This is a genomic window from Chryseobacterium sp. FG46, from assembly GCF_057809135.1.
Genome location: NZ_JBMDJJ010000005.1, coordinates 154,039 through 179,406 on the forward strand (window position 1 = coordinate 154,039; position 25,368 = coordinate 179,406).

The following is a 25,368-nucleotide window of genomic DNA, read 5'->3' on the forward strand; positions in this document are numbered from 1 at the left end:
TATTTTTCTTTAAATTCAAATTATTATGTTAAATCCAGCCCGTTTTTTGCTGATACTTTTTTTACATCACAAAATATTGAGTCATGAAAAAAGCATTCCTATTAATTCCGTGCTTCCTGTTTTCTGTTCTGGGAGCTCAGGAAATTCAGAACAGCCCGACAGAGAAGATGAATATCATCAAGACCAATGTTACGGCTTATGCATTCAGAAATATCAATCTGTCTTATGAAAGAGCCATTAACCAATGGCTTTCTGTGAATATTGGTTTCGGGACTATGACTGAAGGGAAAGTACCTTTTATCAATGCTTTTCTGAAAGATAAAGATGAAGAAAGATTCCAGAATCTGAGAGTAAAAGCTACCAATTTCACCATAGAACCCAGGTTTTATATTGGAAAAGGCTATGGGAAAGGGTTCTATTTTGCACCGTATTACCGTTATTCAAGTGTTACCTCAAATACTTTTAATTTTTATTATGACTACAATGGTCCTGACGGGAATACCTATCAAATTCCACTAAGAGGCCAGGGAGACACCAAAGGAAACAGCGGTGGATTAATGGTAGGCGTACAGTTCTTTCTGACCAGAAGCCAGAATCTTGTCCTTGATTTCTGGATCGCAGGGGCTCATTATGGAAGCGGAAAAGGTGATTTTACCATGACCTCAGATTATGTACTGACACCTGATATGCAGGCTGAGCTTAAAAAAGAAATTGAAAATCTGGATATTCCATTTGTTAAGTATACCGTAGAAACCAATGCCAATGGTGCCAGAATAAAAGTAGACGGGCCGTGGGCGGGTTTCAGAAGCGGACTTTCCATTGGATATAGGTTTTAAAAAGATCATTCTTATACGAGATTAAGCCGCTCTTTTTAGGAACGGTTTATTTTTTTCTGAAATTTGTATCTTGGATGCCATTATTAAAAACTTTCTGGAAATACTTCTATGGACTCAAACTCAATCACTACAGGCCAAAGAATCAAAGCCATCATTGGCGGATCTATCGGAAATCTTGTTGAATGGTATGACTGGTATGCGTATGCAGCCTTTGCCATTTATTTCTCCCATTCATTTTTCCCGGATTCTGACCTGAATGCCCAACTGATGAATACCGCAGGAATATTTGCTGTCGGTTTTTTAATGCGCCCTATCGGCGGATGGATGTTCGGAAGTATTGCAGATAAAATCGGAAGAAAAAAAGCAATGACGCTTTCCGTTCTGCTGATGTCTTTTGGATCTCTGCTGATTGCCCTTACACCTACTTATCAGTCCATAGGTATTCTCGCTCCTTTATTACTTTTACTGGCAAGGTTACTTCAGGGATTAAGTGTTGGCGGTGAATATGGGGTTTCTGCAACTTACCTCAGCGAAATGGCCACGCAGGACAGAAGGGGATTTTATTCAAGTTTTCAATATGTCACTTTAATTGGTGGTCAGCTTATTGCTTTAGGTATTCAGCTTATTTTACAAAAACTATTACTCACTGAGGCTCAGCTTGAGGAATGGGGATGGAGAATTCCGTTTGTGATTGGAGCAATGCTTTCTATTATTGCATTATATCTTCGCGCCAACCTTCATGAAACCGAAGCTTTTGAGAATAAAAAAGAAGTCAGCGAAAAGAAAAAAGGAACAGTGAAAGAACTGATGAAACACCCAAGAGCATTACTTACCGTTGTAGGGCTGACATTAGGAGGAACACTGGCATTTTATACCTATACAACTTATATGCAGAAGTTCCTGGTGAATACCGTACACCTTACAAAGGAAGAATCTACATTAGTCTCTTTTATTTCACTCTTTATATTTGCATGCCTTCAGCCTGTATTTGGAGGTTTATCTGACAGGATCGGAAGAAGACCACTTCTTTTAGGCTTTGGTATTTTGGGAACTTTGTGTACCGTTCCGCTTCTTACAGCACTGAGTACAACCACTTCAATCTGGGGTGCATTTTTCCTGATTATAGCAGCTTTAATTATTGTAAGCGGCTACACATCCATCAATGCAGTAGTAAAGGCAGAACTTTTTCCTTCTGAAATCAGGGCACTTGGCGTTGGTTTGCCGTATGCAATAACAGTTGCGGTATTTGGTGGAACAGCAGAATATATCGCCCTCTGGTTTAAAAAGATGGGTTCTGAAGAATATTTTTATTGGTACATTACCGGATGTATTCTTTTTTCACTGGTTGTTTATATCGGAATGAAAGACACCAAAAAAACGTCAGCACTGGATAAAGATTAGTATCAGAAAATTATAAAAAGCGAGCGCCGCAGAAAATCTGCGGCGCTCTTTCTATTTTTAATGATAGGCCTGTTTAAATTTTTCAATCATACTATCCAGATTATGACGCTGGACGTATATGCTTTTTATCTCTTCATACCTCGGTGATTTGTAGAAAACCTCGTGGAAATCCATACTACCGTTTCCTACTTTTACCACTTTCTGTACTTCGATATTCAACTTTCTTAATTCGTCTTTGAAGACTTTAAATTCATCTTGGATACTACTGCTCATTAATATTTTTAGTTTTTTAGTTAAAAATTCCTTTTACCCCTTCAAATGTCAGGGGTAACATCTCAAATTCCGAATAAAGTTAGTAAATTTATCAACACGAAGTAACACTCTGGTAATATTTTATTGTTTTTTTTATAAATAGCTAACCGATATTATTCAATTGATGTATATTTCGTATTTTTAACCTTTCAGAAAATTGTCACAACCTTATACAAACCATGAATATTAAAGCATTTTTCTCTTTATTCTTTTTCACGCTGCTTACTTTCCTTCATGGTCAGAAAATGGAATTTAAAGCACCGGATTATGCTGTCATTCAAAAAAATATTGAAGATAAAAATTCAGAATTCTATTATCCGAAACTTTTAAAAAGATTAAAACAGAACGATACGCTCCTTACCTGGAATCAATATCGTCATCTTTATTTCGGATATACCTTTCAAAAAGCATATCAGCCTTATAAAATCGGGAAAAAGAGTGAAGAAGTTGCCAAGTATTACCGTGGAGAGGGTATTTCACAAAAAGATCTTTCGAAGGGAATCCAGCTGTTTATGGATGCGTTAGACGAAAACCCTCTGGATCTTCGTGCCATGAATTATCTTGCTTATCTCTATCATTTAAATAAAGACGATGCCACTGCTGAAAAAATTGCGGGAAATTTCCACGGATTATTAAATGCTATTCTTACCTCCGGTGACGGACTTACATGTGAAACAGGTTTTCATGTTATTTCCGTTACAGATGAATATGCCCTTTTAAACAGATTTCAAATGGAAACAAAATCACAAAGTCTGAAAGGAAAATGTGACTATCAGGAGTTCGAAAAGGACAAATACAAAGTTGAAGGATTTTATTTTGACATCAGCAGATTCTACGGAAGAATATTAGATTAATCATTTTCCGGGAATTTGTTTTTATATGTATGAATACACTTGAAGAATGACCTTTGGATCAGGTATTCTCACTTATGCTGTAACGTTGGTCTGGACTCGCTTCAATTGGTTTTATCTGAAACCACTAACCATAAAGAAACAGCAGGGGTAAACTTGACGAATTAATTAATAAATTTGAAGAGATCAATAATCAAATAAAAGAATCATGATATCTTCAGACAACAAAAATCATTGGGAAAATGTATATGAAAACAAAAATCCGGATCAGGTAAGCTGGACTCAGAAAAAGCCTCAGACATCACTTGATTTTATAAGATCTTCCGGATTGGGAAAAGAAGCCAGCATCATTGATATTGGTGGCGGAGACAGTAACCTTGTTGATTTTCTTCTTGAGGATGGTTATGAAAATATTACCGTACTTGATATTTCTGCCAAAGCTCTGGAAAAGGCACGGCAAAGACTGGGTGATTCTGCAGGTAAAGTAAAATGGATTGTCACTGATATTACGGCTTTCGAGCCTACAGAAACGTATGATATCTGGCATGACAGGGCTGCTTTTCATTTTCTCACAACCCCGGAACAGGTTTCCCAATATATTGATATTGCAGAAAAAAATGTGAACAATTTTATAATCGTCGGAACTTTTTCGAAAAACGGTCCAACGAAATGCAGTGGATTGGATATTCAACAGTATGACGAGGAATCATTATCAGAAAAATTTGAAAAAAGTTTCCGGAAACTAAAGTGTATTACCGAAGATCATATCACTCCCTTTGATACCGTTCAGAATTTTGTTTTCTGCAGTTTGAAAAAATTGTAATTGCCTATAAGTATTTTTTATTTATTTTAGATCCATAACTCTTAAATGAAAAATACTATGAAAAAATTATTATTTCTGCTTATTTCAGGAGCATTCTGCTCTAATTTTTATTCACAAAGTTTGGAATTCCAGGAATGCGGAACCGATGAACTAATGAAAAAACATTATGAAAGGTATCCGGAAGAGAAAGCGCAGGACGATGCTTTCAACCTGAAGCTATCAAAAATGATCAAAAGTGGAAAGCTCGCTTCCAAACTCAACAATCAGGTGTACGAAATTCCTATTGTCGTGCATGTAGTAGGAGACGGAAGCGCCTTAGGAACAACGAATAACAAATCTGATGCAGACATCATTGCATGGGTGAATTATACCAATGGTGTTTTCGCGGGAAGTAATACCAGCGGAATGTCAGGAACAAGTGCAATACTGCCTGTAAAATTTGTTTTTGCCACTAAAGATCCCAACTGTAATACGACCAACGGGATCAATAGAATCAATGCAGCTTCTCTGCCTAAATATGTAAGCGGAGGTGTTAATAATGACAACACAACCAATGCAGTAACCGCTTCTGAGATTACCGCTATGGGAATATGGGACACTTCAAAATATTACAATATTTATGTAGTAAAAAAACTGACTTCCAATTCCGGAGGACTGAATGGTTTCGCCTATTATCCTGGAGGAAGTAATGATTATGCTTTTATGGCAACAAGCGCTTCTGCTGTCAATGCTCAAACGTTAGCTCACGAATTCGGCCATGCTTTGGGTCTTAGACATACACATCAGGGATATAATGAAACTACAGGAGACTGCCCTATAAACAATGACTGTACATTAGATGGAGATCTTGTTTGTGATACAGAACCTATGAAAAGTCTTTATCATTCATCAGTTCCTCACACATGTCAAACCGGACAGACCAATCCTTGCACCAACCAGTTATATAATGGTGGTGAAAGAAATGTGATGGCCTATACCTACTGCTTCAGAAATTTATTTACACAAGGACAGACCAACAGAGCTACTGCTCAGCTTTTACAGTACAGACAGTCACTGATCAATTCTCCGGTTGCATCTACAACTACTATTAATAACAGTGCAACATTAACGAATGCCTGTACTCCTGCTACCATCACTAACCCTGGTGGATATAATATAGGAATTACTTCTGTAAAATTCGGAAGTATCAGTAATTATTCAAGTAATTATAAACAGGCTGCCAATAATTTTTATGAAAACTTTACAGGAACTTACTGCTCCGGAATATCTAAAACTACCATTCCTCAAAATACAGCAACAACCCTTACCGTAGCACCGGGAACAAGTAATTCTCACATCATCAAAGCTTATATTGATTATAATAATGACGGTCAGTTCAATGAATCTACAGAACTTGTACTTAACCAAAGTGGTGTAACCACCGGTTCATTTGCAACCGCCCAAGTAACTCCTCCTGCAAATGCTGTCACCAATACTCCACTAAGAATGAGAGTAATCGGTGAATTCAACGGAACAGCAGTAACAGCATGCTATACTCCAAAATACGGACAGGTGGAAGATTATTCAGTGATTATTGAAACACAAAGCTTATTAACTGTAGAAAACACTGGATTAAAAAATTCATCTGTTATTTTCAAAGATGAAAATGCTGTATCAGTGAGAAGTAATGTGAAAATTTCATCGGTGCATATTTATGATGCTTCAGGAAAATTACTGTTGAGAAAAACAGATGTAAAATCTTCAGACTTCAAATATCTGGTTGATCAGAAAAATATCATCATCACGGCAACAGCAGTACTGGAAGACGGAAAAGTGATTACCAAGAAATTAAAATTTTAAAATTTATTCATAAAAGCAGTCTACACTTTACAAAACCACAAAAGTCACAAAAGCTTTCATTTTAAAATACTTTACTCCACTTAAGTAAGTTCAAAATAATGGTACAGAAAAGCTCACATAAGATGAAAATAAAAGATTTTTACAAAACTTAGGTGTACTTATTATACATAAAGCTTAGTTCTAAAAAACTTAAGTGCCTTTTGTGGTTAAAGTAATCAATGCAATGGTTAAACTTCTTCATAAAAAAGAGAGTCATTACTGGCTCTCTTTTTTGTTTATCTCATTTCAAAGGAATGATTTCTTCCTGATTATGATTCTTTTTCTTCTTCCACTTCTACTTCATGGCGCAGCTGTGCTTTGTAAAGAGTGGCATAGTAACCGTTCTTATCCAGAAGTTCAAGGTGCTTGCCTTCTTCCACAATTTTACCATGCTCCATTACAATAATCTTATCTGCTTTTTCAATAGTGGAAAGCCTGTGGGCAATAATAATGGAGGTTCTGTTTTTGGTAATTTTCTCTGTTGCTCTCTGAATCAGTTTTTCACTTTCGTGGTCAATAGAAGATGTGGCTTCATCCAGAATTAAAATTTTCGGATCTGACAGATAAGCTCTCAGGAAAGACAGCAATTGTCTTTGTCCCAAAGAGATGGATGAACCTCTCTCACTTACTACATAATCATATCCGCCGGGAAGCTGCTGGATGAATTCGTCTACTTCAATTTCCCGTGCACCTGCTTTTATTTTATCCAGTGTTATACTATCATCCCCGAAGGCAAGATTTTCAAAAATACTTCCATGGAAAAGGAATACATCCTGCAATACCACTCCGATATGGCTTCTCAGGTTATACAATTCATAATCCTTTAAATCCACATCATCAATGAGAATATTTCCGGAATTGATATCATATAATCTTGTAATCAGGCTGATGATGGTAGATTTTCCTGCACCAGTTGCACCTACAATCGCTACCGTTTCTCCCGGGTTTACTTTAAAATCTATTCCTTTCAGTACTTCCTGCTTTTCATCGTAAGCAAAGTGTACTTTCCGGAATTCAATTTTTCCGTCAAAATGATCTTTCTTCACGGTGCCGTTATTCGGCATTGAGTTTTCTTCATCCATTAATCCCAGTACTCTTTCCGCTCCTACAATTCCTCGCTGGATATTATTAAAGCGGTCTGCAATCTGTCTTAATGGACGGATCAGCATTGAAATATACTGGATAAAGGCAATCACAACTCCTGCACTGATGGTAATATATCCACCGTAGAAAAGGATAAATCCTATAAATAATGAAGAAATGAGTTCCACTACAGGAAAGAACAGTGAGAAAATAAATACCGTTCTCAGCAATGCTCCTTTCAGCGTAATATTGATATCATCAAATTTCTTGAACTCAGATTCCTGTCTGTTGAAGACCTGAATGATCGACATTCCTGCCAGTCTTTCCTGAACAAAAGAATTCTGATTAGCCGTCCAGTTTCTCTCATCCCCGAAAGCTTTTTTCAGTCTTTTCTGGAAGAATCTTGTAATCACAACCATCAAAGGTAAAATAGCCAATGTAATATAACTCAGGTGAACATTGGTACTGAACATCATAATCAGTACAAACAAAATTCTCAGAATATCCCCAAATACCATCAGAAAACCATCTGTGTATACCGTTGCAATGGTCTCCACATCTCCTACAGCACGCGTTACCAGCTGCCCAATAGGTGTTTTATCAAAAAAAGAGGTCTTAAAATAAATCAGCTTGGCATATAAACGCTCTCTGATATCCCTGATTACATTCTGCGAAATGAAATTTGAAAAATAAACCAGGAAAAAGTTTAAAACTGTTTCAGCAAAGACCAATCCAACAAGAATATAGATATGTTTCATCATCAAAGCCTTATCATGCAGCTTTGTGATATCATTATCCACCACCTGCATGGTAAGATAAGGCCTGTAAGTAGAAACGATAGAAAGGAATATGGAAATGATAAGGGTAAGGATGAACCATGAACGAAATTTCATTCCGATAAAGAACAGCCTTTTTATAATTCCCCAGGTATCTTGTTTTTTCATTGTACGAATCGAAAGAAAGAATTAAAATAAAATTCTATGCAAAAATAAGACATTATAACCGGACTGCCTTTACAACTTCTGCAAATCGTCATAGAAAATATCAGATACTTACCATTTACAATATGAATAGATTAAGTATCATTTTGTATCCAATCTGCTACATATTCTGCTTTGTTTCTTGGTTTCTGACTGCTGAAATAGAAACGATATGACACTTACTGATCAATAGCCTTCCCTATCTCTTCAATTTCGATGGTCTTTGCCGGTCTTTCTTTTATAAATTTATTTTCAAGGAATTTATAAACTCCCCAAACCGCAACGATAGAGATTAACCAGCCAACGATATTCACTGCGGAAAATCCTGTATAATTAACATTTTCTGCGGATTCAGGATCTGTTAATCCCATATACATACCATAACCGAAACCTAATAAAAGCTGAGTGCCCAGATAAATACCGATAGCCAGAATACCATACTGCCACTTTGTTTTTCCAAACCTTTCTGCTAATTGCGCATAATATCGGTAAGCGCCTATAAGAATAAAAATTGATAACATGATTATTGTTTTGTTTTTAGTTTTTTATTTAAAATCATATCCCACATCTACAAGATACAGCCCGTGTCCCGGTGCTGAAGTTCCTGCAGCGTTCCGGTTTTTATCTTCAATTACTTTACGGAGATCTTCAGGTTTCAGTTTTCCTGTTCCAATTTCCACCATTGTTCCGACAATAGCACGAACCATATTTCTCAGAAAACGATTAGCAGAAACGGTGAATTTCAGCTCTGAACCGTTCTGTTCCCACTCTGCTTTGTAAATTTTACAAATATTGGTTTTGTTGTCGGTTTTTAATTTGGCAAAGCTGGTGAAATCTTCATATTCAAAAAGAATTTTGCAGGCTTCATTCATCGCATCCATATCCAGATCTCTTTTCCAGTGCTGCCATGCAGATTCCTGAGTGAACGGATTTTTTTCAAGGGAGATATAATATTCGTAGGTTCTGTAAGTTGCATCAAAACGGGCATGGAAATCATCTTTTACCGGAAAAATCCTTTTAATGGAAATATCGGGTGGAAGAAAACTGTTCAGTCTGCGTGTAAGCTGATCATCCAACTCTTTTCCGGTATCAAAATGGGCAAATATTTTTTTGGCGTGAACCCCTGTATCTGTTCTTCCTGCTCCTGTTGTTTTAATCTCTTCGCGCAAAATTGTAGACAGCGCTTTTTCAAGTTCTTCCTGTACAGAAATAGCGTCCGGCTGTATCTGGTAGCCGAAGTAATTCTTTCCGTTGTAAGAAAATTCAATAAAGTATCTCAATGTATTGTAATAACTCCACAAAAATACTTTAATTTAACGAAATATTTGTTGAAAAGTCTTCGAGAATATTACATCAATGCGTATGAAAATTCCTATTTTTGCAATCGTATGAAAAGATGGTACCTTTATCCTTTTTCCCTTGGTTATCATTTGGTAACGGGTATCCGGAACACAATGTATGATCTGGGAATTTTTAAATCGACAAAATTCAAAACACCGATAATCAATGTCGGAAACCTTTCTGTGGGCGGAAGCGGAAAGTCACCCATGGTGATGTATCTTGCTCAGCTCCTATCCAAACATTACAGAACCGGAGTGCTTTCACGTGGCTACGGAAGGCTTACCAAAGGCTATGAAGTAACGAATTATGAAAGCAACTACAAAATGGTAGGCGATGAAGCAATGCAGCTTTTTGAACGCTTTAAAAACCGTTTCGTAATTGCCGTTTCCGAAGAACGTGTTCCCGGAGCCAAAAAAGTGATTGATGACATGGATCTTGAAGTCCTTGTACTGGATGATGCTATGCAGCACAGATCCATTAAGGCCGGATTCAATATTCTGATGACCGATTTTAATGATCCTTTTTTCAAGGATTACCTTCTTCCTGCCGGAGACCTGAGAGAATCAAGAGCCGGATATAAAAGGGTCGACATTATTATGGTCAGTAAATGTCCTGATGAACTCACAGAAGAAACAAAAAGGTATTATATCTCAAGAATAAGACCTTCTTACGGACAAAAAGTATTCTTTTCATCCATCGGTTATGACGAAAATGTATACGGAAAAGATAAAATGCTTCCGGATAACAACCTGAATTATTATGATATTTTACTGATCACCGGAATTGCAAATCCTAAACCGCTTCTGGAACATCTGGCAAAATTTTCAAAAAGGGTGAAACATTTAAAGTTCAGAGACCATCATAATTTCACAGATGATGATATTAAAAAAATTATTGCTGAATACAAAAAAATGGGAGAATATAAACTGATATTAACCACTGAGAAAGATTATGTACGTCTGAAAACTTTTGACTATCTTAGAGATATTGTTTACTACTGGCCTATCAATGTATTGATTGATAAGAAAGAAGAATTCAACCAAATCATCTTAGATTATGTTAGAAAAAATTAAAGAGACTGCAGATTTTATTAAAAATAGTATTCAGGAAACTCCTGATTTTGCAGTTGTTTTAGGATCCGGGCTTGGAAAGTTACAAAATGAAGTAGAACCCATCCACGTTTTAGAGTACAAAGACATTCCCCATTTCCCACAAACTACCGTTGCCGGGCACACCGGAAAACTGATTTATGGACTTCTGGAAGGGAAAAAAGTACTGATGATGAGCGGACGTTTCCATTATTACGAAGGACATTCAATGGAAACCGTTACTTTCCCGATAAGAGTTTTTCATCTGCTGGGAATTCAAAATCTTATTCTTTCCAATGCCTGCGGTGGGGTAAACCCTGCCTACAGCGTGGCAGATATTGTTATTCTGAAAGATCATATCAATATGATGCCCGAGCATCCGCTACGCGGAAAAAACATGGATGAGCTTGGACCACGTTTTGTGGATATGAGCGAGCCTTACAACAAAAAAATGATTGCCACTGCGGAACAGGCAGCTGCAGATCACCAGATTAAAATCCATCAGGGAGTTTACGTGGCATTACAAGGTCCAACCTTCGAAACTCCTGCCGAATACGGAATGATCAAAGCCATTGGTGGTGATATGGTAGGAATGAGTACTGTTCCCGAAGTCATCGTTGCCCGACATATGGGAATGGATGTATTCTGTATTTCTGTCATCACAGATCTTGGCGGGCCAGATGTGGCTTTTGCCGTTTCTCACGAAGAAGTTCTGAATGCAGCCAACAAAGCAATGCCGAATGTAATTGCCGTTGTCAAAGGTTTGATTAAAAACTATCGGTAAAAATAACCTAATACTACAACTGAAGACGTAACATTCCCATCCTCTGGAGGGGTGGCAAAAATTCAAAGAATTTTTGACGGGGTGGTTTTCACACTCCCACTCTCCCATCCCATAGAATCCATCAATATTATAAATTTTTACTAATTCCAAAGAAATCAATCTCAGATTGCGATTCATTGTTTAGATTTGTACAAATGAAATTGTTTGAGATGAAAAAGTTAATTTTACTATTTATAATGGGTATTTTTGGAGTAAGCTATTCACAAAAAGCGCCTTCAGTCCTTAAAACAGGATTTTCAAAAGAAGCTTTACAACAGAAACTGGAAGATGAAGAAGGAAAAGCCATTACCATTCAGCAGATTCTGGATCAGCATAAAGGAAAAGTTTTAGTCATTGATTTTTGGGCAGGATGGTGCCGAGATTGTTTAAATGCTCTTCCAAAAGCCAAGGAATTAGAAGAACACAACAAAAATATTGATTTTGTATTTCTATCATTAGACCGTTCAAAAGAAGGGTTTGAAAAAAGTCTTGAAAGATTTGATATGAAACACAAAGAAAATTATTGGTTTTCTACAGGTTGGAAAAATGATTTTAATAATTACGTAGACCTTAACTGGATCCCAAGATATATGGTGATTGATCAGAAATCTTCTATTGCCAAATATTATGCAATCTCCCCTGACGATCCTGAAATTCAGCAAACCATAGACAGACTTTTAAAATAGTTGCCATTTATTTTTAATTCGAAAAACATAAAACTCATTGGAAATCATCTGCTTTCAATGAGTTTTTTTAAATTTTATTAAACACCATGATCACAAGACAAGCCACAGAACAGGATTTAGAAATTCTTTTAGAATTTGAACAGGGAGTTGTTACTGCAGAAAGACCTTTCAACAGTACATTGATTGACAGAGAGATTCATTATTATGATTTAAAATCTCTGATACAATCTCCGGAAGCAACCTTAATTGTTACCGAAGAAAATAATGAAATCATTGCATCAGGCTATGCCCTGATCAAAAAAGCAGAGAAGAACTATTACCGGTTTAAAGAATATGCCTATCTCGGTTTTATGTATGTAAAGCCTGAGCACAGAGGAAAAGGAATCAATAAAGTGATTACCGATGAACTCATTGCCTGGGCAAAATCAAGAGGGATCACTGAGGTAAGACTAGAGGTATATGCTCAAAATGAATCCGCTATAAAAGCTTATGAAAAAGCAGGTTTTGAACCTCATATTCTTCTGATGAGATTAAAACCGTAAAAGGCTGGAAGCAGGAAGATGGGAGATGGAAGTAATCTTAATGTGTTAAATAATCCGTTATTTTTTTAATTCATTTTCAATAAACAGGTTATCAATTTCCATATCATCCTCATTACCTTCCAGCCTCCAGCTTCAAACTTCCCTTCTATAAAAATTTACCGTAAATAAAGGAATCCATATCTTTGTATATGGATTTTTCTTTGCCTCTTCGTAAAATTATTCATGTGGATATGGATGCATTCTATGCTTCTGTGGAGCAGCATGATAATCCTGAGTTGAAAGGAAAACCAATAGCCGTAGGAGGGCAGCACCGGGGTGTAGTGGCAGCCGCAAGTTATGAAGCCAGAAAATACGGTGTACGTTCTGCAATGCCCAGTAAGACGGCCAAAGAAAAGTGTCCTCAGCTTATTTTTGTTCCCCCCCGATTTAGCAGATATAAAGAAATTTCCAAAAAAATCCGGGAAATTTTCTATGAATATACCGATCTGGTAGAACCCCTATCACTCGATGAAGCTTATCTGGATGTTACTGAAAATAAAAAAGGAATGGAATCGGCTAACCTCATCGCCAAAGAAATACGTCAGAAAATTTTTGAACAGACCGGACTGACGGCTTCTGCAGGTATTTCAGTTAATAAGTTTCTGGCTAAAGTAGCTTCTGATATTAATAAACCGAATGGCCAGAAAACCATTCATCCTGATAAAATGGAGCATTTTCTGGAAGAACTGCCTGTGGAAAAATTTTATGGTGTTGGAAAGGTAACAGCCAACAAAATGTTTAGTTTAGGAATTTATAAAGGAAAAGATCTAAAGAAAAGATCGCTTGAAGATCTGGTAAAGCTTTTTGGAAAGTCCGGTCAGCATTATTACAATGTGGTGCGCGGGATTCATACTTCTGAAGTAAAGCCTCATCGTATTCAGAAAAGTGTGGCTGTGGAAAGAACATTTTTTGAGGATCTTCTGGATGAACAGCAGATCAATGAAAAGCTGGAAAGCCTTGCAGAGGAAATCCACCAAAGATTACAGAAGAATAATATTCTCGGAAGAACTTTAACTTTAAAGATAAAATATAAAGATTTCTCTCTTTTCACAAGAAGTATAACCAGGGAAGATTATTTTTCGTCTCCTGAGCAGTATTATAATACCGGAAAAAAACTTTGGGAACTTCGTCCTTTTGATAAAGCAGTACGTCTGCTCGGATTATCCCTCTCTCAGCTGAATACGGAAGAAAAAAAGCAGGTTTCAGTTCAACTAAAAATTCCGTTTGAAGAATTCGAAAATGAATAGGTCATATTTTTTCGCTATCTTGTATCAACCAAATCAGCAAATTTATGAACCCAACCATGATTCAGTTTTTCCATTGGTATTCTGAAGGCGACGGAAAATTGTGGAAAGAAGCCGAAAAACAGGCCGGATACCTTGCAAAACTTGGAATTACTTCTGTATGGTTTCCTCCTGCCTATAAAGGAACAAATGGCGGTTATTCTACCGGATATGATGCTTACGATCTTTATGATCTGGGAGAGTTTGATCAAAAAGGCACGCTTCCTACCAAATACGGCACGAAAAACGAGTATACAAAAGCCATTAAAGCCTTAAAGAAAAAAAACATACAAGTCATTGTAGATATTGTTCTCGGGCATAAAGCCGGTGGTGACGAACTGGAAAAATTTAAAGTCGTAAAAGTAGATGAAGAGAACAGGGAAAAAATAATTTCCGATGTCATCGAAATAGAATCTTATACAAAATTCACTTTTCCCGGAAGAGGAAAAAAATATTCTGATTTTGAATGGAATTTCACCTGTTTCAGCGGTGTGGATTATGCAGAAGGGATGGATTCCCATATCTTTAAAATACAGTCAGAATACGGAAATGACTGGGAGGAAATGATAGATGATGAAAAAGGAAATTATGATTACCTGATGTATAATGATATTGAGCACCGGAATCCTTTTGTACGGGAAGAACTCAACAATTGGGCAAAATGGTATTTTGACGAGACCGATTTTGATGGAGTGAGACTGGATGCTTTAAAACATATTTCTTTTGATTTTTATAAAGAATGGCTTATGCTGCTCCGTTCTAATTCCGGAAAAGACATTTTCGCCGTTGGAGAATACTGGGCTCCCGGATATCTCCATCTTCTCCAAAAATATATTGAAGTGACGGAAGGATGCATGAGTCTTTTTGACAGTTCCCTGCAGAATAATTTTCATACAGCTTCCAGGGAAGGAGCTTCTTATGATCTCAGACGAATTTTTGATGAAACACTTACCCAGGCAGATCCTATACACTCTGTTAGTTTAGTAGCCAATCATGATACACAGCCTTTACAGGATCTTGAAGCTCCTGTTGAGCCATGGTTCAAACCTATTGCTTATGCCCTTATTTTATTGAGAAAAGATGGCTACCCATGTATATTTTATCCTGATCTCTATGGAGCTCATTATGTGGATAAAGACAGAGAAGGCAATGATCAGGAAATATTCATGCCCAAAGTAGACGGCATTGAAGAGTTATTAAAAGCAAGGAAAGATCATGCCTATGGTGACCAGCATGATTATTTTGAGGATGCGAACTGCCTCGGCTGGGTACGTATGGGAGATGATCAACATAGCGGATGTGCTGTTGTTCTGAGCAATAAAGATTCTTACAACAAGCCCATGGAAATGGGAACATTGTATGCAGGAAAAAAATTCAAAGATGTGTTGAAAAGATTCAAAGAAAAAGTAACCATTGATGAAAACGGGTGGGGAGATTTTCCTGCTCCGGCAGGAAACGTGAGTGTCTGGATTCCTGAATAAGATTAAATTTCAGCAAAACAAAAGGCATACCTGGCCAGACGATCAGTTATGCCTTGTCTTTTTTATCAGAAGTATATTTTAGCAATAGATATACTGGCAGTACCAAATATCTTTAGCCCATTCACAGCATTGACCGTCTTCGTTGGAAGTACAGCACACCTTACCTCTGTTAATATCTCCGGCTTTTAAACTCTTTAATTCCTGTCGATTCAGTTTTCTCACTTTGAAATCTTTGTTTGTTTTCATAATTACTATTTTTTATGGTTTAATTATTAAATATACATTAAAAAATACAATTATGGATAAACATTAAATATTATTTATTGATTTAACATACACAATTTATATAATAAAAATATAAATATTGGAAATATGATGAACCACCCCGTTTAAGGATGTGAATGTTTGCGTCTTCAGTTGGAATATTGATTAAGGTAAAAGGTTTTAAAATTTTGATGACCAGCTATATCTTTCGGAGTTCCAGATTTAGTATCACCTTTACAACGGTGAAAACTTTTAATTATTTAAACACCAATCTCACCAATGAGCATACAAATACCCACTAATTGTCTTTGTGTTATTCATGAAAAAATTAGTGTTACTCGTGTAAAAAAATATAAACACAGATTCCACAAATACAGGCACACATATTCACTAATTATATTGGTGCTGTTAGTGAAAAGATTAGTGTTATTTGTGTTGAAAAACTAGTTCAGGATTTTATACTCACTTGGAGAAACACCTACTTTGGTTTTAAACAGTCTTGTAAAATGCTGCGGATATTTAAAGCCTAAATCATAGGAAATTTCACTGATTGTCTTTCCCTGATCCAGAATCTGTTCTTTAGCTATATCAATAAGCTTATTGTGGATAAATTCCTGAGCAGAAATTCCCAGTTCTTTTTTGATAAGGTCTCCAAAATAATTGGCAGACAGGTTCAGCTTCTCTGCAAAATAATTAACCATGGGAAACCCTATATTCTTGGGATTTTCAGATTTCAGATAATCATCTACCAGATTTTCAAATTTCCCGATGACACCTTGGTTAATATGATCTCTTGTAATAAACTGACGGTCATAAAAACGCATACAGTAATTCAAAAACAGTTCAATATTATTAACAATTAAAGACTTGCTGTGCTTATCTATAGCCTGCTCCAGCTCGAGTTTAATATTTTTAAAGCAATCCAACACTACTTCTCTTTCTTTTTCGGAAAGATGGAGCGCTTCATGTACATCATAAGAGAAAAATGAATAGTCTTTCATATTCTTCCCTAAATTGGTTCCTTTTATTAAATCCGGATGAAAAATTAAAGCAAAACCTGCAGGTTGAACAAACCGGTCTCTATTATAAATTCCATACGTCTGTCCGGGAGCAATAAAAACCAAAGTTCCTTCCTGATAATCGTAGCTGTGTTTCCCGTATTGCATGTCTCCACACATCACATCTTTCAGGAAAACGGTATAAAACCCAAATTTCCTTCTATACTGGCAAATAGGATCAGATTTGGAAAAATCAATAATACTCACCAGCGGGTGCAAGGTTTCATGATTCGCCATTTTATTATATTCCGAGACCGTGTTATAGATTTCAACCTCCTGATTTTCCATGAAGTATATTTTTATTGCTATTCAAAATTACCACTTTCATTTGTAACTGAAATGATGTCTGTAAAATTGGTAAGTAATTCGGTAATCTGTATAAGCACGATTTACAATAAAGTATCGATTTTTGTAATGTTTTGGAAACCATTATCAAAAACACAATCATTAAAAACCTAAATAAACTAAATATATAAAAAAATGAGTACAATTACAGTAAAAGCTTATGGTGCAGAGTCTACCACAGCAGATCTGAAAGAAATGAATATTGAAAGAAGAGAGGTAACCACAAAGGATGTAGAAATTGAAATCCTCTACTGCGGGGTATGCCACTCTGACCTTCATACAGCAAGAAACGACTGGGGAGGATCTTTATATCCTGTAGTTCCGGGACATGAAATTGTAGGAAGAATTACAAAGGTAGGAAGCGAAGTTTCCAAATTTAAAGTAGGAGATCTTGCAGCAGTAGGATGTATGGTAGATTCTTGCGGACATTGCGACAGCTGCAAACACGATTTGGAGCAATATTGTGAAAATGGATTTACAGGAACTTATAACGGAAAAGATAAGCACCTTGGAGGCCACACTTTCGGAGGATATTCTCAAAAAGTAGTCGTTGATGAGCATTTTGTTCTAAGTGTTCCTGAAAATTTAGATCTGGCAGCAGTAGCACCCCTTCTATGTGCAGGAATTACCACTTGGTCACCATTAAGACACTGGAATGCCGGGCCGGGTTCAAAAGTGGCAGTTGTAGGATTAGGTGGATTAGGGCACATGGCTATTAAACTGGCAAAAGGACTGGGAGCTGAAGTTACTTTATTCTCAAGAACTCCGGGAAAGACTGATGATGCCAAACAACTTGGAGCAGATCATGTAGTGATCTCTACGGATGATTCACAGATGGATGCTGTAAGGGGTAAATTTGATCTTATCATTGATACAGTACCTTATGAGCATGACATCAATCCTTATATGCAAACTCTTTCTTTGAACGGAACTTTGGTTCTTGTAGGATTTGTAGGTGAGTTTCAGGAAACCGAAGTAAGTACAAGACCAATGATCTTCCAACGCCGTTCTGTAGCAGGATCTTTAATCGGAGGTATTGCAGAAACACAGGAATTGTTAGATTTCTGTGGAAAACATAATATTGTTTCTGATATTGAACTGATTAAAATGCAGGATATCAACAGCGCGTATGAAAGAATGCTGAAAAGTGATGTAAAATATCGTTTTGTAATTGATATGCAGTCTTTGTAATTCTTCTATAGAATATTAACAGAAACAGGTTCTTCGGATTGAAGAGCCTGTTTTTATTTTTTCAGGTTTTGGCTAAAAGTATCTTGATCCTGATTCAGCATATATCTGTTTGCTTCGGCATATTTGTTATCCTTTCCATATCCTGAAAAGCCCATGCTGCCATTGCATCAATCACAGGAGCCAATTCATTACCTGCTTCACTCAGTTTATAAGTCACATGAGGCGGTACAACAGGTTTTGCTGTTCTGATAATCAATCCATCTGATTCCAGTTGCTTCAAATGCTGGATGAGCATTTTTTCTGTTACTGCAGGAATTGCTTTCTTCAACTCGCTGTACCTTTTTTCTCCTGTAGAAAGATTAAACAGAATAATAGGTTTCCAGAATCCGCCAATTCTTTCCATAACGTACATTACAGGGCAATCCTGCACTGTTTTCTTATTTTCCTGAATGGTTGAGCTTTCTTTGATGGCTGTCATATCTACATACTTTAGGGTAAGTACTTGTATAAAAGTAAGTACAAATATAACTTTGTTCCCGGAAATAAAAAAATATTTATTATGAAAATTGTAATCACAGGATCATTAGGAAATGTAGCTAAACCATTAGCGCAACAATTAATTGCCCAAGGGCATGATATTACAGTAGTAAGCAGCAGTAATGCAAGAAAACAGGATATTGAATCTCTGGGAGCAACACCGGCTATAGGATCTATCACCGATATTAATTTTTTAACGCAAACTTTTGAAGGAGCTGATGCTGTTTTTGTCATGACACCTCCTGCCATCAGTCCGGATAAGATTGTGGAAAATACTACCAATGCAGGAAAAAATTATGCTAAAGCTTTAAAAAATGCAAATGTAAAAAGAGCTGTAATGCTAAGCAGCGTAGGAGCGGAATCCCCGGTAGAAAACGGACCCATCGCAGGTCTTCACAATATTGAAAAAATATACAATGAAGTAGAGAATACTTCTTTTACTTTTTTAAGAGCCGGATATTTTTATAATAACTTTTTCAATGATATTCCGATGATTCAAAATGCAGGAATCATCGGAGGAAATTATCCTGCAAGTATTGAAGTACCCGTAGTACACCCTAATGATATTGCCAAAGCCGCTGCTGAAGAACTTATAAAAGACGGAAATGCCAACAATATCAGATATATAGTAAGTGATGTAAGAAAAGCTTCAGATTTTGCAAAGGTTTTAGGAATTGCAGTCAATAAACCTGAACTTCCATGGGTAGAATTCTCTGATGAAGATTCTTTAAACGGAATGCTTCAGGCAGGATTACCCGAAGATATGGCTAAGCTGTATGTTGAAATGGGTAGGGGAATAAGAACAGGAGTTGTACAGAAAGATTTTATTGATCATGGTTCTCCTGTTACCGGAAGCGTTAAGTTAGAAGATTTTGCAAAGGAATTTTCTTCTAAGTTTTAATTTCTTTGGTCTTGAAACAAAAGTTCAAGACTGGAATTAAAATAAGTTTCGGCGCACCAAAGGTGCGCCGAAACTTATTTTAATTATTATATGGTAAACCTTCAGACTATTTCTTGTCTTTCAAGGTTTTCTTTAAAACTTTCAGTTTTCCATCGATAGGCTGATCAATTTTTAATCCTAAAACCTCAGCAACCAAAGGATAAACATTAATGTTGGCAAATTCACTGATCACCAGATTATTTTTAAATTCAGGTCCCCAGGCAAAGAAAGTAGCTTTCATTTCCGGAACAACTTTAGGATTATAGCCATGCTTTCCAACAGATGATTTTTTACCTTTTTCCAGAAAAATTTTCGGAGCATTCGGAATGAGAAGAATCTGCCCTATTCTGTTATATTGATCGTCTCTTGTTGCAAAGTGCAGATATTTAGGAAGCTTTTTGTCAAGATATACTTTGTAATCATCTGTTTTATAAGCTTTCAGTTCTTTGTAAACCTTTTTTACCTCATTCGGGTTTTTAACGTAAACTCTTAACAAAGTCTGGGAATTGTAAAAATCAAATCTGTTTTTATCAAAAAGAACAGCCGGAATTTCCAACGGTGTGCCTCCATCTACTTTAATCATTCCGTGATCAGAAACAAAAACATAGTTGACATTTTTTAATCCTAAATCATTTACTTTCTGAACAAGATCACCCACAGCCTGGTCTATCAAATGAACAGCTGTTGCCGTTTCTTTGGTATCCGGACCATAATAATGCCCGCTTCCATCTACTTCCGGGAAATATAATGAAATAAAGTGTGGTCTTTTATCTTCAGGTAATTTCAGCCAGTTGACTACTTTTTCTACTTTTTCTGAAGGGGTAAATTTTTCGTGATAAGGATAATAATAAGTGGGTCTTATTCCTCCGGCATCACTGGCAGATCCTACCCACATTAAAGAGGCTGATACCATTCCCTGTTTTTCTGCAAGGCCCCAAAGCGGAGTTCCTCCGTACCAGCTTCCGTCCTCAGCATTTTTTTTGTTACTCATTGCATAGCCTTCTTTTCGCTTGTAATCGTAAAAAAAGTTATCAATCAAGCCATGATGGGAAGGGTAAAGTCCGGTAATTAGACTCCAGTGGTTGGGGAAAGTAATACTTGGATAGCTTGGAATCATTGCTTCGGCTTTTACGCCGCCGTTAGAAAGTTTTAAAAGATTCTCAGCATTATATTTCCGGACATAGTCATAACGGAACCCATCCGTTGAAATCATAATCACATAAGGTTTCGACTGTACTTCCGTGCTGTTTTGTCTTCCTGGTATAACCACCTGGGCAGTGTCAATATTGACTTGTTGTGCAAAAGCCGTAAAGGAAATGAACAGCAGTAAAAAATGGATTCCTCGCTTCATTATTTTAAAATTTTCCGCAAAGTTACATCCTATCCTTCTCCCTGAAAAGTTTAAGAGATTAAAAGTATATTAAAACCCTCTAATTTTTTTTTGAATCAAAATGAATACCTGTTAAATAGACCTTTTCATCTCAAACTGTGACAACCAGTTGTTCAGTCCTACTCTTTCACTAAGAAACTTACTTGTATTTTCTGAGGAATCATCCACATTATTCAAGGCTATAGTCTGTCCGTTATTTTTTTCTCTAATTGCATTAAACAGCTTTGTGCCTATTCCTTGATTTCTGTAATTCTTATCTACAGCAAACTGATATATTTTCCTCGAAGCAGGACCATAAACAATGTATCCAACCAGATTTTCATCTTTATAAGCCCCTAAAGTCACATAATTTTCCGGCATCGGTTCCAATACGAAAACAGATCCCTGCCATGAAGGTTCAATATCCCAGAAAGAACATAATACATTCCATTGGAAGTCTTTTAAGTCTCGTATGGATACTTCAGTATTTTCTTTTCCATGCTTAATACTTCCATTAAAGCAAAGCAGTCTTCTGACAATCTTAAAACCTAAATTTTCATAAGCCCTGATTGCTGGCTGATTTCCCTCAATAACTTCAAGGAGTAAAGTATCCGCATTTCTTTCTTTTAAAACAGGAATGATAAAATCATACATTTTTCTTACAAGCCCTTTGCCCCGGCTTTCAGGAACTACTCCTGTCCCGCCATTGTAGATAATCTTTTCTCCATTTTCAATTTTTTCAGACTGAAGAATAAAGCCTACCAGTTTGCCCTCTTCAAATGCTCCGGCAGAAATATTCATATCCAGTTTTTCGGCAGCTATTTTTGCAACAAGCACTTCTTTTGTTAAGTGAAAAGGAACAACATAATCAGAAAATGAATGATTGAACACAAATAAAAGCTCATCTGTTGTGATATCAGCTAAAGTTTTAAATTCCATGGGTTATAAAAATTGTAAGGTCAGGAAATTTCTTTTTGTTAAAAATCAGGATATACACAAATATATGAATTTTAAAGCAAACTCCCTGAAATTGGGACTTTAAGAAAAAAAAATGATACCCCTGAAAGATCAGAGGTATCTGTTTTAAAAAAAATATTTAGGTGTGTTTTTTCTGAAAAATTACTCTTTAATCAATTTTTCGTAAGATGTAGTTCCATCTTTAAGCTGAATTTCAAGATAATAGCTTCCCGATCTCAGATTTTCAACACTGATGCTTTCTCCATCAGGTTTTACTGACAGTACTTTTCGACCTGTTGCTTCATAGAAATCAACGGATTTTATTTTATCAAAGTTTTTGAAATTAACGGTTGATTTTGCCGGATTAGGATATAGATTTACCTTATTGCTATTGGCTGCAATTTCACTGGTAGATAAAGTGGCAGCTGTCATCGTCAATGTTGCATATCCTCTTCCTGCATCATGATATCCTAAAGAAGTTCCTCCACTTTTACGGGCATAGAAGATATTGATTGTTCCAGCCGCATTGGCAATGGCAAAATCTCCTGTTCCACCTGTAAGTGACCTTGTTGCTACTACAGTTCTTGTAGATCCTGAAATGGTATTGGAAGTTTCTGTCCAATCCTGAGATGCATCGGCAGAAGGTGCATTAGGAACATTATTGAACGAGTAGTCTCTATTGGCAGAAGAGTTATAAATAAATCCGTCTGATCCCGCAGCCATCCCGGTAGTTCCAAAACCTATTCCCATCATAGAGTTGCTGTCACCCGTTACTGTGATCGTTACCCCGGTAGGAGTTGTATCTAATTTCACCGTCATGGAAGTTGCCGGTAAGCTTACCGTTCCTGATGAAAACTGCGCCAATGCAAAATTGGCAAGAAGTACGCTAAGCGCTAGTAGAGTTTTTTTCATATCAATTTTTTAAAAGATTTATAATTTCCTTGTTGTTGGTTTGTAATGCATATTCAAAAGGGGTCATTCCCATTGAATCCTTCTTTGTTTTATCTGCTTTATATTTCAGCAGCTGTTCCACCAGGTCTTTATTTCCGGATTTTACAGCCCAGAATAAAGGCGTATATCCTGTTTCATCTGCAATATTGGGATCTGCTTTTTTCTTCAGCAGATGCTCTACCAGATCTTTGTTGTATTTAATGGCTAAACCTGCCAACGCTGTTCCTTCACGGCTTTTGTAATTGACATCTTTCACATTCTCAATCAGAAAATCTGCAACGTCTGTATTTCCTCTGTAACAGGCTAAAATAAGCGGTGAAAATCCGTTTTCGTTAACCTGATTAATCACATCCGGATTTTGTTTCATCAGTTCCTGTACTTCCGCAACCGTTCCGCTTCTGGCAACATCAAATATTGATTTTGCTTTTTCCTGAGCAGATATGAATGAGCTCAAAAAGAGTCCTAATACTAAGATTATATTTCTCATTGTTTTACCATTACATAGTTGTATTCAATATTGACATTTTCAGCCACTTTCTTGGTAACCATTTTGGGAATAGTCACTTTATAATCTACAGGTTTTGCTACAAAACCTCCCTGCATATAGATTTTCCCGTCTTTAGCATATAAAGTGGCGGCAGAAGTAACAGCTTTGTCTACCCCATGAAAGTTTAACGTTCCCTGCACAGTATATTTCTGAGGACTTGTGGTAAGCTTTGTTTTATCAAAGTTGACAATCTTCCCTTTAAAAGTTGTTTTTGGATATTTTGCAGATTCAGCATAGCTTTCATTGAAATGCTCTTCCATTAATTTTGTTTTAAAATGAAAGTTTTTGACATTTGAGACTGATGCCATCTCACCATTGTCTGCATTGAGAATGACAACATTATTGTCATCCTGAGCAAAAATATCATCAAACAGAGGTACCGAAGCTTCAAAAGTTACTTTCCCTGTTTTGGAGCTATATTTTTGTGCTGAAGCGTACCCGGCAGAAAGGAGTAATATGCTTAATAATGCTAATTTTTTCATATCAATTTTTTTAATTTTCATTTAATCCGTCAGCTTTCCATTTGATGAAAATATTGATTTGGGCTGCGGACAGAGATCCTCCCTGCGGCATTTTCCCTGGATCACCGTTAGGTCTTTGGATGCGGTCAAGAATTCCTTCTATATTATTTTTTACCTGATCATAGGTAACCAAAGGTTTAAAACTTCCTGCGGAATGACAGCTTATACAATTGTTATCTACAATTGATTTTACATCTGCAGTATATTTTACGGGGGTTGTGAGGGGGGTATTATCAGAAATCTCTTCATACGTTCTGCTGTCACAAGCCGTCAGTATAACTGCTGACGACAATATTAATAAGGATGTTAGCTTTTTCATTTTAAAAGACTCTGTAAAGGTTAAACCCAAAGAAAATATGTCCCTTTCCCCATGCTCCTGTGGCATTGGTAAGATATCCGATGTCTGAATTGATCTGGGAGTTCGTTAGTAAAAGCTGGAACACGTGTCCCCCTGTTTCTATATCAACCCCTAGTGATAGTGGATTTTTATAAAAACTGTGATCGTCGAAATTCACAAAGTATTCTGCATTCACAGAAACTCTTTTTGAGATTTTGTAGCGTCCTCCCAACCCTGCCAGAAACTGATTCTTGTTTTCAATGGTAGGTTCGTAAAGGTTTTTATGAACGAAAGATGGTGTAAGCTGTACAGAGAGCTTATCACTGAATCTTCTTGAGATCAGTGCCTGTGTTAGATAAGAAAGCCTGTCACTGAATTTCAGATGAGGATAAGTATCTTTATCCAGTTCAGTATTGGCTCCCATTACATTGTACCCCACAATATCCACCGGGAAGTTTTTGCTTTGTTTTACCAGTCTGTATTTCACGGCTCCTTCAAAGGTTTTCATATTCGTTTCTCTGGAAAGGCTTACAGATACTGCGTCTGAAATACCATAGATAACACCTAATTTGGTGGAAGCATGATCCAGACCGAAAAAATCTTTAAATCCTGCGCTTATATCTCCAAATCTGTGGGCAACGATAATGTACCATTCTTTTTTAGCTGCCAGTTTTGTAGATTGTCCTGTTACAATCTGAAGGGCTTTGAAAGCAGGTTGTGAGGTTTCTGTATTGGTTTTAACCGTGTCAATATCTTTCAGCAGGTCTTCCTGTGCAAAGACAAGACCTGAAGAAAACATTGACAAAAATAAGAGAGTTTTTGTCATATACAATTTGAATTAAATTATGATATGACAAACTTATTGAGTTCTCAATTCAAAAACAGGTGATAAAAGTCACCAGTC

27 protein-coding genes are annotated in these 25,368 nt (G+C 36.6%); 13 read left to right on the top strand and 14 right to left on the bottom strand.

Translation table 11 applies throughout. From position 1 onward, the window contains the following. The first annotated feature begins 83 nt into the window (after positions 1–83). Complete coding sequence (locus ACODR7_RS05910) at positions 84–836, top strand: DUF3575 domain-containing protein (RefSeq protein ID WP_488837993.1); 753 nt, start codon at positions 84–86, stop codon at positions 834–836. A 108-nt stretch (positions 837–944) separates the two neighbouring features. Beyond that, the gene (locus ACODR7_RS05915) at positions 945–2,237 is read left to right on the top strand and encodes an MFS transporter (protein WP_488837995.1); all 1,293 of its coding nucleotides are present in this window, start codon (positions 945–947) and stop codon (positions 2,235–2,237) included. Between the two features lie 57 nt (positions 2,238–2,294). Here the strand turns inward: ACODR7_RS05915 and ACODR7_RS05920 are convergent, their stop codons facing one another. Continuing rightward, a complete protein-coding gene (locus ACODR7_RS05920; protein ID WP_076595024.1) occupies positions 2,295–2,510 on the bottom strand; it encodes a hypothetical protein in 216 nt (71 codons plus the stop codon). A 218-nt stretch (positions 2,511–2,728) separates the two neighbouring features. On the opposite strand from ACODR7_RS05920, the gene ACODR7_RS05925 reads away from it, so the two are divergent. The 3 genes from ACODR7_RS05925 to ACODR7_RS05935 all read left to right on the top strand — a co-directional run bounded on the left by ACODR7_RS05925 (position 2,729) and on the right by ACODR7_RS05935 (position 6,062). Beyond that, positions 2,729–3,403: a DUF4919 domain-containing protein gene (locus tag ACODR7_RS05925; protein WP_488837996.1), complete on the top strand. Its 675-nt coding sequence runs from the start codon at positions 2,729–2,731 to the stop codon at positions 3,401–3,403. A 205-nt stretch (positions 3,404–3,608) separates the two neighbouring features. Beyond that, the gene (locus ACODR7_RS05930; protein WP_488837997.1) at positions 3,609–4,223 is read left to right on the top strand and encodes a class I SAM-dependent methyltransferase; all 615 of its coding nucleotides are present in this window, start codon (positions 3,609–3,611) and stop codon (positions 4,221–4,223) included. Positions 4,224–4,280: 57 nt separating this feature from the next. Continuing rightward, the gene (locus tag ACODR7_RS05935; RefSeq protein ID WP_488837999.1) at positions 4,281–6,062 is read left to right on the top strand and encodes a GEVED domain-containing protein; all 1,782 of its coding nucleotides are present in this window, start codon (positions 4,281–4,283) and stop codon (positions 6,060–6,062) included. Between the two features lie 308 nt (positions 6,063–6,370). On the opposite strand, the gene ACODR7_RS05940 is transcribed toward ACODR7_RS05935, so the two are convergent. From ACODR7_RS05940 to truA, 3 genes are all read right to left on the bottom strand, one after another. Continuing rightward, entirely contained in the window at positions 6,371–8,128 is a 1,758-nt protein-coding gene (locus ACODR7_RS05940) for an ABC transporter ATP-binding protein (protein ID WP_488838001.1), read from the bottom strand. Between the two features lie 215 nt (positions 8,129–8,343). Beyond that, positions 8,344–8,685 (bottom strand): hypothetical protein, encoded by a 342-nt coding sequence (locus ACODR7_RS05945; protein ID WP_488838003.1) that lies wholly within the window; start codon positions 8,683–8,685, stop codon positions 8,344–8,346. A gap of 24 nt (positions 8,686–8,709) precedes the next feature. Next, positions 8,710–9,465: a tRNA pseudouridine(38-40) synthase TruA gene (truA, locus tag ACODR7_RS05950; RefSeq protein WP_488838004.1), complete on the bottom strand. Its 756-nt coding sequence runs from the start codon at positions 9,463–9,465 to the stop codon at positions 8,710–8,712. A gap of 87 nt (positions 9,466–9,552) precedes the next feature. On the opposite strand from truA, the gene lpxK reads away from it, so the two are divergent. From lpxK to ACODR7_RS05980, 6 genes are all read left to right on the top strand, one after another. Continuing rightward, complete coding sequence (lpxK, locus tag ACODR7_RS05955; RefSeq protein ID WP_488838006.1) at positions 9,553–10,578, top strand: tetraacyldisaccharide 4'-kinase; 1,026 nt, start codon at positions 9,553–9,555, stop codon at positions 10,576–10,578. Continuing rightward, positions 10,562–11,377, top strand: coding sequence for a purine-nucleoside phosphorylase (locus ACODR7_RS05960; protein WP_488838008.1), 816 nt, complete (start codon positions 10,562–10,564; stop codon positions 11,375–11,377). The genes lpxK and ACODR7_RS05960 overlap by 17 nt, the downstream gene beginning before the upstream one ends. Positions 11,378–11,586: 209 nt before the next feature. After that, positions 11,587–12,102 carry a TlpA family protein disulfide reductase gene (locus ACODR7_RS05965; protein ID WP_488838010.1) on the top strand — a complete coding sequence of 172 codons (516 nt, stop codon included), beginning with the start codon at positions 11,587–11,589 and terminating at the stop codon, positions 12,100–12,102. Positions 12,103–12,188: 86 nt separating this feature from the next. Beyond that, positions 12,189–12,644: a GNAT family N-acetyltransferase gene (locus ACODR7_RS05970; RefSeq protein WP_488838011.1), complete on the top strand. Its 456-nt coding sequence runs from the start codon at positions 12,189–12,191 to the stop codon at positions 12,642–12,644. A gap of 188 nt (positions 12,645–12,832) precedes the next feature. Continuing rightward, a complete protein-coding gene (dinB, locus tag ACODR7_RS05975) occupies positions 12,833–13,930 on the top strand; it encodes a DNA polymerase IV (RefSeq protein ID WP_488838012.1) in 1,098 nt (365 codons plus the stop codon). 44 nt (positions 13,931–13,974) lie between these two features. Then, positions 13,975–15,447: an alpha-amylase gene (locus tag ACODR7_RS05980; RefSeq protein WP_488838014.1), complete on the top strand. Its 1,473-nt coding sequence runs from the start codon at positions 13,975–13,977 to the stop codon at positions 15,445–15,447. A gap of 78 nt (positions 15,448–15,525) precedes the next feature. On the opposite strand, the gene ACODR7_RS05985 is transcribed toward ACODR7_RS05980, so the two are convergent. Together ACODR7_RS05985 and ACODR7_RS05990 are read right to left on the bottom strand one after the other, a co-directional pair. After that, the gene (locus tag ACODR7_RS05985; protein WP_181416145.1) at positions 15,526–15,693 is read right to left on the bottom strand and encodes a hypothetical protein; all 168 of its coding nucleotides are present in this window, start codon (positions 15,691–15,693) and stop codon (positions 15,526–15,528) included. A 461-nt stretch (positions 15,694–16,154) separates the two neighbouring features. After that, positions 16,155–17,057 (bottom strand): helix-turn-helix domain-containing protein, encoded by a 903-nt coding sequence (locus ACODR7_RS05990; protein ID WP_488838015.1) that lies wholly within the window; start codon positions 17,055–17,057, stop codon positions 16,155–16,157. Positions 17,058–17,249: 192 nt separating this feature from the next. Between ACODR7_RS05990 and ACODR7_RS05995 the strand changes: the two genes are divergently transcribed. Beyond that, a complete protein-coding gene (locus tag ACODR7_RS05995; RefSeq protein ID WP_488838017.1) occupies positions 17,250–18,305 on the top strand; it encodes an NAD(P)-dependent alcohol dehydrogenase in 1,056 nt (351 codons plus the stop codon). Positions 18,306–18,399: 94 nt separating this feature from the next. On the opposite strand, the gene ACODR7_RS06000 is transcribed toward ACODR7_RS05995, so the two are convergent. Continuing rightward, complete coding sequence (locus ACODR7_RS06000) at positions 18,400–18,783, bottom strand: winged helix-turn-helix transcriptional regulator (RefSeq protein WP_488838018.1); 384 nt, start codon at positions 18,781–18,783, stop codon at positions 18,400–18,402. A gap of 81 nt (positions 18,784–18,864) precedes the next feature. Between ACODR7_RS06000 and ACODR7_RS06005 the strand changes: the two genes are divergently transcribed. Beyond that, positions 18,865–19,743, top strand: a complete 879-nt coding sequence (locus ACODR7_RS06005) for an NAD(P)H-binding protein (RefSeq protein WP_488838020.1) — start codon at positions 18,865–18,867, stop codon at positions 19,741–19,743. A 106-nt stretch (positions 19,744–19,849) separates the two neighbouring features. Here ACODR7_RS06005 and ACODR7_RS06010 read toward each other — a convergent pair whose 3' ends face one another. The 7 genes from ACODR7_RS06010 to ACODR7_RS06040 all read right to left on the bottom strand — a co-directional run bounded on the left by ACODR7_RS06010 (position 19,850) and on the right by ACODR7_RS06040 (position 25,290). After that, a complete protein-coding gene (locus ACODR7_RS06010) occupies positions 19,850–21,133 on the bottom strand; it encodes an alkaline phosphatase family protein (protein WP_488838022.1) in 1,284 nt (427 codons plus the stop codon). Between the two features lie 111 nt (positions 21,134–21,244). Next, positions 21,245–22,090, bottom strand: a complete 846-nt coding sequence (locus ACODR7_RS06015; RefSeq protein WP_488838024.1) for a GNAT family N-acetyltransferase — start codon at positions 22,088–22,090, stop codon at positions 21,245–21,247. 180 nt (positions 22,091–22,270) lie between these two features. After that, on the bottom strand, positions 22,271–23,020 hold the full coding sequence (locus ACODR7_RS06020) for a DOMON domain-containing protein (protein ID WP_488838026.1): 750 nt from the start codon (positions 23,018–23,020) through the stop codon (positions 22,271–22,273). A gap of 1 nt (position 23,021) precedes the next feature. Next, the gene (locus ACODR7_RS06025; protein ID WP_488838028.1) at positions 23,022–23,546 is read right to left on the bottom strand and encodes an ankyrin repeat domain-containing protein; all 525 of its coding nucleotides are present in this window, start codon (positions 23,544–23,546) and stop codon (positions 23,022–23,024) included. Then, positions 23,543–24,088 (bottom strand): YceI family protein, encoded by a 546-nt coding sequence (locus ACODR7_RS06030; protein ID WP_488838030.1) that lies wholly within the window; start codon positions 24,086–24,088, stop codon positions 23,543–23,545. The genes ACODR7_RS06025 and ACODR7_RS06030 overlap by 4 nt, the downstream gene beginning before the upstream one ends. Positions 24,089–24,098: 10 nt before the next feature. Next, positions 24,099–24,446 (bottom strand): hypothetical protein, encoded by a 348-nt coding sequence (locus tag ACODR7_RS06035; protein WP_488838032.1) that lies wholly within the window; start codon positions 24,444–24,446, stop codon positions 24,099–24,101. A 1-nt stretch (position 24,447) separates the two neighbouring features. Continuing rightward, positions 24,448–25,290, bottom strand: coding sequence for a DUF5777 family beta-barrel protein (locus ACODR7_RS06040; RefSeq protein ID WP_488838034.1), 843 nt, complete (start codon positions 25,288–25,290; stop codon positions 24,448–24,450). Between the last annotated feature and the right edge of the window lie 78 nt (positions 25,291–25,368).